Source organism: Betaproteobacteria bacterium (genome assembly GCA_009693245.1).
Lineage (GTDB): Bacteria > Pseudomonadota > Gammaproteobacteria > Burkholderiales > SHXO01 > SHXO01.
Map to the genome: position 1 here is coordinate 1 of SHXO01000091.1, position 12954 is coordinate 12954.

Here is a 12954-nt window from a genome sequence, read left to right on the forward strand (position 1 = left end):
GAAAGTAGGTCATCGTCAGGGTACTTACCCAAAAAAGCCCAACCCAAAAGGTCGGGCTTTTTTATTTGGGCCGGCCGGTCAATGGAAATCCCGCGAAGCCGTCGTAAGCTGGCCGAATAACTCCCGGTAATCCACCAGGCGCCCCGCGATGAGGTGCACGACTTCGCCTTCGCGTTCGACGATGCCATGCACCCCTAATAAATTGGTGCCGAGCAGGACGCGGCGCTGGTGCAGCGCCACGGCATTCCACACGATCACGTTGGTCATTCCCGTTTCATCTTCCAGCGTGACAAAGATCACCCCGCTGGCCGTACCTGGCCGTTGCCTGCCTATCACCAATCCCGCCGTGCGGGCCAGGCTCTTGTGCGGCAGTTGCCGGATCTCAAGAGCTGTACGCATTTTCAGCTTGTCGAACCGGGGGCGTAACAAGGCCATCGGATGACGGCCCAGGGTGAGTCCGAGTGCCGAGTAATCGGCGGCGAGATCTTCCGCTTCGCTGGGGGCTCCGAGAGCAGGTTGGTGGTCGGCGATGGATGTTTCCTTGAGAAGAGGAGGACGCCAATCGATGCCCGCCACCAGCCATGCGGCTTGATGGCGGTGTTTGGCAAAGCCGGTGAGCGCACCGCCCGCCGCCAGGGCATTTATGTCGTGGGTGCCAAGCCCGGCGCGGCGTGCCAGCGCTTCGAAAGCCAGCGCGGCTTGGGCGTGTTCGATTCGTTGCGCCAGTTGGCGAACTTCCACCCACTTTCGCCCGCCGCTTTCCGATAATCCCTTGATCATGCGCAGCCCAAGGCGAAGCGCGAGGCCGCCGTTCGCGCCGGTTTCCAACGAACAATCCCAATCGCTATGCATGACACAGACGGGTAGCACCGTGACCTGGTGCCGTTGCGCATCTTGCACCAGCTGTGCCGGCGCATAAAACCCCACGGGCTGGCTGTTGAGCAAGGCGCACGTGAAAGCAGCGGGTTCGTGGTACTTGAGCCAAGCGGAGAGGTAGACCAGTAACGCGAAGCTGGCGGAATGGGACTCCGGGAATCCGTACTCGCCGAAACCCAGAATCTGCCGGTAGATGCGCTCGGCGAACTCCTCCGAGTAACCGCGCTCGCGCATGCCATCCTTGAGTCGTTGCTCGAAGGGCTCCAGCCCGCCCTTTCGGCGCCAGGCCGCCATGGCGCGCCGCAATTTATCCGCCTCGCCGGCCGTGAAACCGGCCGCGACGATGGCCAGTTGCATGACTTGCTCCTGAAAAATCGGTACGCCTAGGGTTCGCTTGAGCACGCCTTCGATGGCTTCCGATGGATAGGTGACGGGTTCCAGGCCTTGCCGCCGGCGCAGATAGGGATGCACCATGCCGCCTTGTATGGGTCCTGGGCGCACGATGGCTACTTCGATCACGAGGTCGTAGAAGCCGCGCGGCTTCATGCGCGGCAGCATGCTTTGTTGCGCGCGCGATTCGATTTGAAAGACGCCGATGGTGTCCCCGTGCCCGATCATTTCGTAGACCTTAGGATCCTCCGGTGGAATATCCGCCACGGTGAGGGTTCGCCCCCGGTGCCGGTTGATTAAATCGATCGCCCGGCGAATGGCGCTCAGCATACCGAGCGCCAGCACATCCACCTTGAGCAGGCCCAGCGCATCCAGATCGTCCTTGTCCCATTGAATAACGGTGCGCTCCGGCATGGCGGCGTTCTCGATGGGAACGAGGCGGGACAACGCGCTTTGCGAAATGACGAAACCTCCCACATGCTGAGACAAGTGGCGGGGAAAGCCTAGCAGCGTGCCCATGAGATGGAGCAAGCGGGCAATGACGGGGCTTTCCGGGTCCAATCCCGCCTCGCGAATGCGCTCCGGATCGATGTCGCGGCCATCCCACCACGCCATGTTCTTCGCCAGGCGGTCCACTTGGGCGAGTTCCATTCCCAGCGCTTTGCCGATGTCGCGTATGGCCGACCGGGGGCGGTAGGCGATGACCGTGGCGGCCAGCGCGGCGCGCTCCCGGCCGTACTTCGCGTAGATGTATTGGATGACTTCCTCGCGGCGCTCGTGCTCGAAATCCACATCGATGTCGGGAGGCTCGTTGCGCTCCTTGGATAAAAAGCGTTCGAATAGCAATTCCATCCTGCCCGGATCCACCTCCGTGATTCCGAGGCAGTAGCACACCGCCGAGTTGGCCGCCGAACCGCGGCCCTGGCAGAGAATGCCTTGGGAGCTGGCGAAGCGGACTATATCGTAGACCGTCAGGAAATAAGGCTCGTAGCGAAGCTCCGCGATGAGCTTGAGTTCGTGTTCCACGAGCGCGCGCGCTTTTTCGGTGTCGGCTGGCGCGAGAAGCGGTGTGAAGCGCTGTGAGTAGGGAGGAGGGAGGGGGGAGGAGGGAGGTGTGCAAGAAACTCCCTCTCCCCCGGATGCGGGGGAGAGGGCTTGGGTGAGGGGGACGCCTCCCTCCTCCCCTCTCCCTACTCCCTCCACCGCGAGTTCGCACCCGAATCTCCAGCGGAAACCTTCCTCGCTCAACTGGCGCAAATACGACGCCGGCGTTTCGCCCGCGGGAACGAGCTCTTCGGGATATTCGTAACGCAGGCTGTCCAGGGAGAACTCGCAGCGTGCCGCGATGCTCAAGGTTTCCGCTAGAAGCTCTGGAGGATAGATGCGGGCGAGCCGCTCGCGGCGGCGCAGATGCCGCTCGCCATTGGGGAAAAGCGCGCTTCCCGCTTCCTTGATGGAACATCCCAGGCGGATGGCGGTGAGCGTGTCTTGCACCAACCGGCGCGATCGCCTATGCATGTGCACATCGCCCGCTGCCGCCAAGGGTAAGCCGGACTTCGCGCAGAGGTCTTGCAATTGCGCCAGCCGCGCGCGATCGTTTTGTCCCGCGTGCAATTCAGCGGCGATCCAGGCGCGGCGCGCGAATCGCCCGGACAACCATTGCGCATCCTCGATGGACGGTGTGGCGCCGGGCAGCAGAAGAGCCAGGCAATGAGGTAGGCCTTCCTTCAAATCCTCGCGATGCAGGCGGTAGTGGCCCTTCGCGGCATTGCGGCGCGCGCGCGTGATGAGCGCCGACAAGTTCCCGTAGCCTTCCCGGTTGGTGGCGAGCAAGACCAGGCGAAGCGCGCAGGGGGAAGCCTCCCTCGCGAGCGTGAATTCCGATCCAACGATGAGCGAAAGCTTGTTCTCCTTCGCCGCGACGTGAGCGCGCACGATGCCGGCCAGGGAGCACTCGTCCGTGATGGCCAGCGCGGTGTAGCCCAGCTTCGCGGCGGTTTCCGCCAATTCTTCGGGGTGAGAGGCGCCGCGCAGGAAAGTGAAGTTGCTCAGGCAATGCAGTTCGGCGTAGGAAGGAAACATGGCGCATCAAGCGAACAAGCCATGCACATACCATCCGCGCGCGGCGCCGCGGTCGCGGTATATCCATAAGGTTTCCCCTGCTTCGTTGCTGGCGGTGAAGTAATCGCGCCGGATATCGCCGCCGTCCCACCAACCGCTTTCGATGCGCTCCGGGCCCGTGGTGAGAGTGAGGGGGCCGCCGAAGGACGGCTGCTCTCCTTGCCGGGCGATGAGCCGGGGCTGGTTTAATAACCAGAGGGGGCGCCTCGCCACGGAGGTGGTCGCGCCGGTTTTCCCAGGCTCTTCGCGCCGAAACGCATATTCGGGGCGGTGGTCCGGAAAGCTCGTGACGCCATGGACATTCTCCACGCCGAGCCGGGCGCGCAAGTGCTCGACCAGCATCAGGCGTTCTTCTTCCTGGCCCTGGTCATCCGGAAAGAGCGTGAGATTGCGAGACGAGAGCGCGGCGATTTCCTCCGATTGGAGAACGATGGCTTGCACGCGGTCCCGCAACGGCATCGCGTGCAAGCGCTCCCGCAGCAATTGCACGATGCGCGTGGCATCCCGGCTGGGGACGGACAATCCCAGTACAAATGCCCCCGTGGGATGGTCCTCGTGCTGCAGCTCCACCTTCAAGCGCGTGACCCCTGCGTTGCGCAACAGTAGAAAACCGCACAGCTCCAGCACCAGCCGCTTCAAGGCGAAGAGCAGCGCTTCGCTTTCGGCCACCGGCGCGGGGAGCAGCAGGCGGCCCTTGTAACGCGCCGGGGAGACGAACCATCCGCGCGGATCGGGAAGCTTGCCCAGCGTGCGATCCATCTCATCGAGCAGGCCTTGGCCAAAGCGCCGCCCCAAGCCATCGCGCGGCAGTTTCAAGCACTCGCCGAAGGTGCGTACACCGGCTTCCCCGAGTTTCTCCAGCGTTGCCGGAGGCTGGTTCAACAAGGACAGCGGCAGCGGGGCGAGGGCGCGCTTGAGTTCGTGGCGGTCCAGCAAGGTGGTGGCGATGCCCGCGCGCGCAAAGAGCCATGCCGCCGCGGGCGTGGGGGCGCTGGCCATCGATGGCTTGTAGCCCAGGGCTTCCAGTTCCGATTGAATGCGTGCGTTGAGGGCGCGCAAACCTCCAAACAACCGTAGGCATCCCTCCACTTCCAGCAAGAGACTACCGGGCGCTTGCAGACTCACACTGGGGGTGAATTGCCCCGCCCATAGGGCGAGGTTTTGCAACGCCTGCGCCTCGGCGGCGGGGTCTCGAGGCCGTTCAATCAGCCGTGGGGCCAGCGCCAGCGCGGCGGAAACACTCATCCCCGGCCGGATGCCGTGCTGGAGAGCCGCCGGATTACAAGAGAGAATTTCCGGGCGCCGGCCGCCACTGGCGATGACCAGCGGCTCGGGCACGGCCCCTCCTCGCAACGCGAGTTGCATGGAGAAGCTGGGAAAATTGAGGCAGGTCCAGAGCATGGCGCTTGGGTAAAGGTAGCCTAGGCAACCTGCTGCCTCGAGCGGTGATGGAAGGGTGTGGCAACCGTGCGGGGAGGATCACCGGCGGGTGCTTGCTCGCGCAGTTCATCGATGAAGATTTCCGGTAGCGTGCCCCCTCCCCGGCGCTTGAGCAGATGCACTTTGAGACGGCCTTGCTCCGGAGCCAACAGCAAGCGTAAAGCGGCGGGGGAGGTGTGCCGCGCCCATTGGCTGGGCCCGAACAAAACTCCCCAAGCGCGCCCGGCTTCCGCGGCCAGTTGCAAACGCCGGCAGGCTTGATGGGTATGCGTACAGGCCCATAGCAGTACCGCGCTGCATGATTGAGAGCGCAGGCACTTTTCCGCGGCCCAGATTTTTTCCTGTTCGCTGGGGGTATGCACGACGATCACTTTAGAGAGGCTGATTCCTTCGCGACTCAATGCCGGTGCATAGGGAATATGGGGGGGTGCTATCCACGCGATCCACTCTTTACCCTTGGAAAGCCGGGAGAGTGCCGGCATCAACAAGGAAAGCTCTCCGATGCCTTGCCGGCTGGCCAGGATTTCTGTTAATGCCGCACGCGGCCAGCCGCCCCCAGGAAGTTGCGTATCGAGATGACTAAAGCCAGTGGGAATGCTCTCGAAAGCTACTCGCGCATACTGGTTGCCACGCCAGATATGGGGAGTTTGAAGGAGGGACTCGAGAGCATTGCCCATGACGCATTGTGCTTAACCCGGGATTGCAATCTAAGCGTACAAAGCCATGGGCGACTCGGCGAGGGGCGGCTTGCTCCTCGAAGGAAGATAAGCAGGTGCCGCCATCTTGCCGAATTTGGCGAGCCGGGCTTCTATCGCGATGCGAGAGCGCTTGTGATCCGAGGCAAGTTGCTCGGCCGTTCTGCCCGCATCGAAAGCCGTGGTCAAGCGTGCATCCTCTTCCGCGGACCACGGCTTACCCGCGTTTGGGTTCCGGCGCAACTTGGTTGGAGCAGCCTCCACCGAAACTTCGCTGGTGGCGGATGCCTTGGCCGGTGTGTTGCCGGAGTGCCGCTCCAACTCCCGTACTGTCCAGAACAAAGAGCGTATGACATCCGGTTGCTGGTAAGGGCTGTTTGCCGGAAATCGTTCGCCGCTGCCAGGATCGGTACCATCGGCTAGGGTCTTCAGGATTTGCAGAACTCGTTCGCGTTCCATGGATGCTTCCTCCTCTTAGCTGGACACTACTTACATCTCACGCCAGCTTCCCGCTACGGATCAACCCCACCGCCAGCCCTTCGATCTCGAAGAAATCCTTCTTGGTATCGATATGGATGGGATCGAAATCGGGGTTTTCGGGGAGCAGTTGCACTTGATTGCCTTGGCGTTTCAGGCGCTTGACCGTGACTTCGTCCTTCAAGCGGGCCACCACGATTTGCCCGGAACGGGCTTCCTTGGTGCGGTGCACGGCCAGTAAGTCGCCATCCCATATTCCCGCGTCCCGCATGCTCAGGCCGCGGACTTTGAGCAGGTAATGGGCTTGAGGCTTGAAGAGCTTGGCATCCACCTGAAAATGCCCTTGTATATGTTGGACGGCGAGGATGGGGTTGCCCGCCGCCACCCGCCCGATCACGGGCAGGCCGGTGTAGATGCTGGGGTCTCCGCCCACGATACGGATGCCGCGGGAGGCCCCCGGCATCATCTCTATGTAGCCCTTGCGTTCCAGGGCCCGCAGGTGGTCCTCCGCCGCGTTGGCCGAACGGAAGCCGAACTTTTGGGAGATTTCCGCCCGCGTGGGGGGGAATCCGGTTTCTTGAATAAATTCAGCGATGAGTTGCAGGACTTCGGCTTGCCTTTGGGTGAGTTCGCTCATGGGGTTGGTTTATGCAAAGCGATTTACGGAAGATGGGCCATGGAAGATAACCCACCGGGTCTATAGCCTGTTGTTATATACAGATTCGTGAACTGTACAAGCCACCAGCCTATCTTGTCAAGAGTGGAAAGAATGCGCAAGCGCACCAATACCGGGCGGCCATACTTGGCGATGGCACTGATGCGGTGCGGGGACGCTCGCCCATGAGTGCCGGGCGCCGTCCGGTTTTGGGTTCTTCGAGCGCCCTTAAGGCTTTGACGGGAATAGAGAAACGCGGGCATCCATGGAGCCCGGAATCCCCTAGGCACAGACATTGCGAAATAGTGCGGTGCAACTTAAGTGTTCGGCGCCAAACCGATGCCACGACTTCTGGAGCACTGTCGCGCATTCTGACTTCCACAACCAAGGGGACCTTCCATGCTAAGACGCGAGTTTCTGAAATCCACCGCTTTACTGGCCGCCGCCGGGGCCATTCCGTTCAAGGAGGCTTTCGGCGCGGATAAAACGCCCATCAAGATCGGCATTCTGCATTCGCTTTCCGGCACCATGGCCATCAGCGAAACGGCGCTGAAGAACACGGCCCTCATGACCATCGAGGAGATCAACGGCAAGGGCGGTGTGCTCGGCCGTCCCCTTGAAGCCGTGGTGGTCGATCCGGCCTCCAACTGGCCGTTGTTCGCCGAGAAGGCGCGCCAGCTATTGACCCAGGACAAGGTGGCCGCCGTGTTTGGCTGCTGGACCTCGGTGTCGCGCAAATCGGTGCTGCCCGTATTCGAAGAGTTGAACGGGCTGCTCTATTACCCAGTGCAGTACGAAGGCGAGGAGCTGTCCCAGAACGTGTTCTACACCGGTGCCGCGCCCAACCAGCAGGCCATTCCGGCGGTGGAGTATTTGATGGGCGAGGACGGGGGTGCCGCCAAGCGCTGGTTCCTGCTAGGGACCGACTATGTCTATCCGCGCACCACGAACAAGATTCTGCGCGCCTTTCTGAAGAAGAAAGGCGTGGCGGCGAAGGACATCGAGGAGGTCTACACGCCCTTCGGTCATAGCGATTACCAAACCATCGTGGGCAACATCAAGAAGTTCTCCACCGGCGGCAAGACCGCCGTGGTGTCCACCATCAACGGGGATTCCAACGTGCCCTTCTATAAGGAGTTGGGTAACCAAGGCTTGAAGGCGACCGACGTGCCGGTGGTGGCATTCTCCGTGGGCGAGGAAGAGTTGCGCGGCATCGACACCAAGCCGCTGCTCGGCCACTTGGCCGCCTGGAATTACTTCATGTCCGTCAAGAACGCCGAGAACGATAAGTTCATCGCCCTGTACAAGGCCTGGGCGAAGAAGAACAGCGTGCCGAATCTGAATACGGTCGTGACCAACGATCCCATGGAAGCGACCTACGCCGGCTTGCACATGTGGAAGCAGGCGGCCGAGAAGGCCAAGGACGTCTCGGTGGATAAGGTACGTATAGCCATGGCGGGCCAGACCTTCAAGGCACCCTGTGGTTTCACCCTCACCATGGATAAGACCAACCACCACTTGCACCGGCCAGTCATGATCGGCGAGGTGAAAGGCGATGGCCAGTTCAACGTCGTGTGGAAGACCAGCAAGCCCATCCGGGCACAGCCGTGGAGTCCTTTTATCGCGGGTAACGAGTCCAAGCAAAACATCTAGCCATATCCCCAGCGCGAGGCGCTCGGGCGTCTCGCGCTGGGGATCATGTCGAAAATAGGGAGGAGCATGGCTGGGGATTCGAGAGTCTGGCGGGGGGTGCTCGCGCTGGCGGGGTTCGTCCTGTCCAGTGTTCCCGCGTGGGCGGTGGATGCGGAGTTGTTGAGGAAATTGGCGAGCGCGGAGACCAGCACCAAGGTCGAGGCCATCGAAGCGTTGGCGCTCGCCGCCGATGCCCATGCCCTGCGGCTTCTCACCGCGTTGCGCGATGGGTCGCTGCAAGTGAGCGCCTCGGGCGCGGTGGTGATCGTGCAAGACGGCCAGGTACTCGATGCGGCAACCGGGCAAGCCCTGGCTTCGCCGCCGGGAGATTTGGAAAGCGTGACGGCCAATAACCGCATTCGCGGGCGCATCGAGGCGGCGCTCTCGGCTCTTCGTTTGGTCGCGGATGACCCGCAAGTACGGCTCAAGGCCGCTCAGGAATTGGAAGCCTCACCGGCAACACCTGCGGTGTTGCCGGTCGTTGAAAAGGCTTTGGATAAGGAACAAGATTCTAGGATCAAGCCGCTTCTTGCTCTGATCAAGGCGGGGATCGATTTGAAGAATACGGATCCTACCGTGCGGCTGGCGGCGGTGCGGGTGTTGGGCGAGAGCCGGCAGGGGAAGACGCGGACGCTATTGGCTATCTTGTTGGAAACGGAGTCCGTGGAAGAGATCCGGCGCGAGGCCGGTTATGCCTTGAAAAGTATCGAGCGGCGTTTGGTGGTCTCCGAATATGGCGGGCGGTTGTTCACCGGATTGAGCTTGGGCAGTATTTTGTTGTTGGTGGCCTTGGGGCTTGCCATCACCTATGGCTTGCTGGGCGTGATCAACATGGCCCATGGCGAGATGCTGATGACCGGGGCCTACGCCACCTTCGTCATGCAACAGATAGTCAGGCAATTCGCGCCTGCGTGGTTCGATTGGTATCTGGTCATGGCGGTTCCTTTTTCTTTTGCGTGCGCTGCCCTTGTGGGCATTGCGCTGGAGCGCACGGTGATACGGTGGCTCTACGGCCGCCCGTTGGAAACGCTGCTGGCCACCTGGGGAATCAGTTTGTTTCTCATCCAGCTGGCGCGGCAGATCTTCGGGCCGCAGAACGTGGAAGTGTCCAACCCGTCGTGGATGTCTGGGGGCATTGAGTTCACCAACGTTACGCTGCCCTATAGCCGCATCGTGATCATTGCCTTCGCGCTCGCCGTGCTGGCTGCCATGTGGTTCGTGCTGGTTAAAACGCGCTTGGGATTGTTCATTCGAGGGGTCACGCAGAATCGCGGCATGGCGGCGTGCGTGGGTGTTAATACGCGGCGCGTGGATGTTCTGGCATTCGGACTGGGTTCGGGCATCGCGGGGCTGGCGGGCTGCGCGCTTTCGCAGATCGGAAACGTGGGGCCGGACTTGGGCCAGAGCTACATCATCGACTCCTTCATGGTGGTCGTGCTGGGCGGTGTTGGGCAATTGGCCGGCACGGTGTATGCCGCGTTGGGCCTAGGCGTGGCCAGCAAGTTTCTCGAACCCTATATTGGCGCGGTGCCCACCAAGATCATGATCCTGGTGATGATCATCGCTTTCATTCAGAAACGTCCGCGGGGACTGTTTGCGTTGAAGGGGAGAGCGGTTGAAGCCTGAATCTCCTCACCTCCTCCTACCCCGAATCCCGCCCTTCTTTCCGCCCGCGGGGTGGGCGGCCATGGCAGTCTTTGCCGTGGTGCTGGTGGCCTTGGCCGCGTCCTACCTCTTTGTGCCGCCCGGGAGTGCGCTGCACGTTTCGGCCTACGTCATCACCTTGTTGGGCAAGTTCATGTGTTACGCGGTGATGGCCATGGCGCTCAATTTGATCTGGGGTTACACGGGCGTGCTGAGCTTGGGGCATGGCGTGTTCTTCGCGCTGGGCGGCTACGCCTTCGGCATGTATCTCATGCGCGGCATCGGGCAAGAAGGGCAGTACCAAAGCCATTTGCCTGACTTCATGGTGTTCCTGGATTGGAAAGCCTATCCCTGGTATTGGAGTTTTACCGATCATCTGTGGTATGCCTTGCTCTTGGTGGTGTTGGTGCCGGGAGTCCTAGCCTTCGTGTTCGGATTTTTCGCCTTCCGCTCTCGCATCAAGGGCGTGTACTTTTCCATCATCACCCAGGCTCTCACCTTCGCCTTCATGCTGCTTTTCTTTCGCAATGAGACGGGATTTGGCGGCAATAACGGCTTCACCGACTTCAAGCAGATCCTGGGCTTTCGCACCTCCGATCCTGGCACCAGGGCAGCGCTGTTTGTGCTGACCGGGGCCTACCTCGCCGGCGTTTTGGTTCTGGCGCGCGCGATCTTGCGCTCCAAGGCGGGGCGCGTGTTGAGTGCCATCCGAGACTCCGAAAGCCGGCTGATGTTCCTGGGTTACAACCCGCTTTGGTACAAGCTCTTCGTGTGGACGCTCTCCGCCGTGCTGTGCGGCATTGCGGGGGCCTTGTACGTTCCGCAAGTAGGCATCATCAACCCGAGCGAGATGTCGCCCGCCAATTCCATCGAAGCGGCCATCTGGGTCGCCGTGGGCGGGCGCGGAACGCTGCTGGGGCCGTTCATCGGGGCGGGCATCGTGAACGGGGCGAAGAGCTGGTTCACCGTGGCTTTCCCCGAGTACTGGTTGTTCTTCCTGGGGTTGCTCTTCATACTAGTGACGCTGTTTCTGCCTCAAGGTTTGGCTGGAGGCTTCGCTAAATTGAAAAGATCATGACGGACGGAAACGTATTGCCGGGCGATTGGGGGAGCGCGGGCTACGGGCGTGTTCCGGGCGAGGGCGTGGACACCTCGCATCGCGTTATCTTGTATCTGGAAGACATCACCGTGAGTTTCGATGGCTTTCGCGCACTGAACAAACTCACGCTGACCATAGACGAAGGCGAATTGCGTTGCATCATCGGTCCCAACGGCGCGGGCAAGACCACCATGATGGACGTCATCACGGGGAAAACGCGCTGCGATTCGGGCTCCGCGTTCTTCGGGCAGACCATCGATTTGTCGCGCCTGCCGGAGGCACACATCGCGCAAGCTGGCATCGGCCGCAAATTCCAGAAACCAACCGTGTTCGAGAATCACACGGTGTTCGAGAACCTGGAACTGTCCATGAAAACCGACAAGAGCGTGCGTGCAAGCTTGCGAGCGAAGCTGGTTTCGCGACAACTCGATCGGATCGCGCACACCTTGGATCTCATCCAACTATCGGAGCACGCCGGCCTGATGGCGGGCTTGCTCTCCCACGGCCAGAAGCAGTGGTTGGAGATCGGCATGCTTCTCATGCAGGAACCGCGGCTCTTGCTCCTGGATGAGCCTGTGGCCGGCATGACGGACGAGGAAACCGAGCGCACGGCGGAGCTTTTGCAGAACCTATCTGGTAAGCATTCCGTCGTGGTGGTGGAGCACGATATGGAATTCATCGCCCGCATTGCAAAAACTGTGACGGTGCTGCACGAGGGCAGCGTGTTGGCCGAAGGCACGTTGGACCAATTGAAGGCCGACGAGCGCGTCATCGAAGTCTACCTGGGGCGCTAGAAGGAAAATGCCGTGCTAAACGTTACCCAACTCAACCAGTACTACGGTAGCAGCCATATCCTGCGTAACGTCAACCTGCATGTGGCCAAGGGAAGTTGCACCGCCATCATGGGGCGCAATGGCGTGGGCAAGACCACCTTGCTCAAGTGCCTGATGGGTGTCGTGCCCATCAAGTCGGGCTCCATCGGTTTTGAGGACCGTGAGATCGGCACTTTGCTTCCCTACGAGCGCGTGCGTCTGGGCATCGGCTATGTGCCCCAAGGGCGCGATATATTCGGGCGCTTGACGGTGGAAGAAAATCTCATCATGGGTTTGGCCACCGGCACGGGGAGTAAGCTGCGCGATGTTCCCGAGCGGGTGTTCGAATTGTTTCCGGTCCTCAAGCAAATGTTGAAGCGGCGGGGCGGCGATCTCTCCGGCGGGCAGCAACAGCAATTGGCTATCGCTCGCGCACTGGTATCCAACCCGAAGCTGCTGATCCTCGACGAGCCCACGGAGGGCATACAGCCTTCCATCATCAAGGACATCGAACACGTGATCGCGCGCTTGACCGAGCAAGCGGAGATGGCCATCTTGCTGGTGGAGCAGTACTTCGACTTTGCCAAGGCCTTGGCCGGCCAGTACGTGATCTTGCGCCGGGGCGAAGTGGTGAAACAAGGGCTGGGCAAGGATATGGACAAGCAAGAATTGAGGGCCTACCTGGCGGTATAGTTTTCCGCTCCTTGAAAAGTGCCAGGGCCGCGAGGGTAGAATCCGCCTTCGGCAAGTTTGCCCAAGGAGACCCCATGAGACCCTCATTCATTTTCTTACGCGCGTTGCTAGCCGGTGCCATCGCAGTTTGTGTCGCGTTGCCTTCGGTCCACGCCTATGAAAAAGTCGATAATGGCACCTCTAATAATTCAGCATTCTAGAGTAGAGCATTTGGAATCGATGTGATAAAAAGGCTAGAAGCGCAAAGTGATCCCGAGGCCGATGAAGAAAGACAAACGCAGGAAGCAACCCAAACCCAAGCAGCCTGGATTCTTCGATGTACAAGAGCGCGCCTAGCAACTCACTCGGATGGGAGATCCG

Annotated in this window: 10 protein-coding genes; 5 read left to right on the forward strand and 5 right to left on the reverse strand. The window is 60.9% G+C overall.

The features are described from left to right. Positions 1-78 precede the first annotated feature (78 nt). From dnaE to lexA, 5 genes are all read right to left on the reverse strand, one after another. Entirely contained in the window at positions 79-2589 is a 2511-nt protein-coding gene (gene dnaE, locus EXR36_13430; GenBank protein ID MSQ60605.1) for a DNA polymerase III subunit alpha, read from the reverse strand. Between the two features lie 765 nt (positions 2590-3354). Beyond that, positions 3355-4788: a DNA polymerase Y family protein gene (locus tag EXR36_13435; GenBank protein ID MSQ60606.1), complete on the reverse strand. Its 1434-nt coding sequence runs from the start codon at positions 4786-4788 to the stop codon at positions 3355-3357. Between the two features lie 20 nt (positions 4789-4808). Continuing rightward, positions 4809-5504 carry a translesion DNA synthesis-associated protein ImuA gene (gene imuA / locus EXR36_13440; GenBank protein ID MSQ60607.1) on the reverse strand — a complete coding sequence of 232 codons (696 nt, stop codon included), beginning with the start codon at positions 5502-5504 and terminating at the stop codon, positions 4809-4811. A gap of 30 nt (positions 5505-5534) precedes the next feature. Further along, positions 5535-5981, reverse strand: coding sequence for a hypothetical protein (locus tag EXR36_13445; protein MSQ60608.1), 447 nt, complete (start codon positions 5979-5981; stop codon positions 5535-5537). A 37-nt stretch (positions 5982-6018) separates the two neighbouring features. After that, positions 6019-6636 carry a repressor LexA gene (lexA, locus tag EXR36_13450; GenBank protein MSQ60609.1) on the reverse strand — a complete coding sequence of 206 codons (618 nt, stop codon included), beginning with the start codon at positions 6634-6636 and terminating at the stop codon, positions 6019-6021. 417 nt (positions 6637-7053) lie between these two features. Here lexA and urtA point away from each other — a divergent pair, with 417 nt between their 5' ends. The 5 genes from urtA to urtE all read left to right on the forward strand — a co-directional run bounded on the left by urtA (position 7054) and on the right by urtE (position 12594). Beyond that, positions 7054-8307, forward strand: coding sequence for an urea ABC transporter substrate-binding protein (urtA, locus tag EXR36_13455; GenBank protein MSQ60610.1), 1254 nt, complete (start codon positions 7054-7056; stop codon positions 8305-8307). Between the two features lie 66 nt (positions 8308-8373). After that, a complete protein-coding gene (gene urtB, locus EXR36_13460; GenBank protein MSQ60611.1) occupies positions 8374-9972 on the forward strand; it encodes an urea ABC transporter permease subunit UrtB in 1599 nt (532 codons plus the stop codon). 61 nt (positions 9973-10033) lie between these two features. Next, entirely contained in the window at positions 10034-11068 is a 1035-nt protein-coding gene (gene urtC, locus EXR36_13465) for an urea ABC transporter permease subunit UrtC (GenBank protein MSQ60612.1), read from the forward strand. Beyond that, positions 11065-11883 (forward strand): urea ABC transporter ATP-binding protein UrtD, encoded by an 819-nt coding sequence (gene urtD, locus EXR36_13470; protein ID MSQ60613.1) that lies wholly within the window; start codon positions 11065-11067, stop codon positions 11881-11883. Before urtC ends, urtD begins: the two co-directional genes overlap by 4 nt. A gap of 12 nt (positions 11884-11895) precedes the next feature. Continuing rightward, positions 11896-12594, forward strand: coding sequence for an urea ABC transporter ATP-binding subunit UrtE (urtE, locus tag EXR36_13475; protein ID MSQ60614.1), 699 nt, complete (start codon positions 11896-11898; stop codon positions 12592-12594). Positions 12595-12954: the final 360 nt, after the last annotated feature.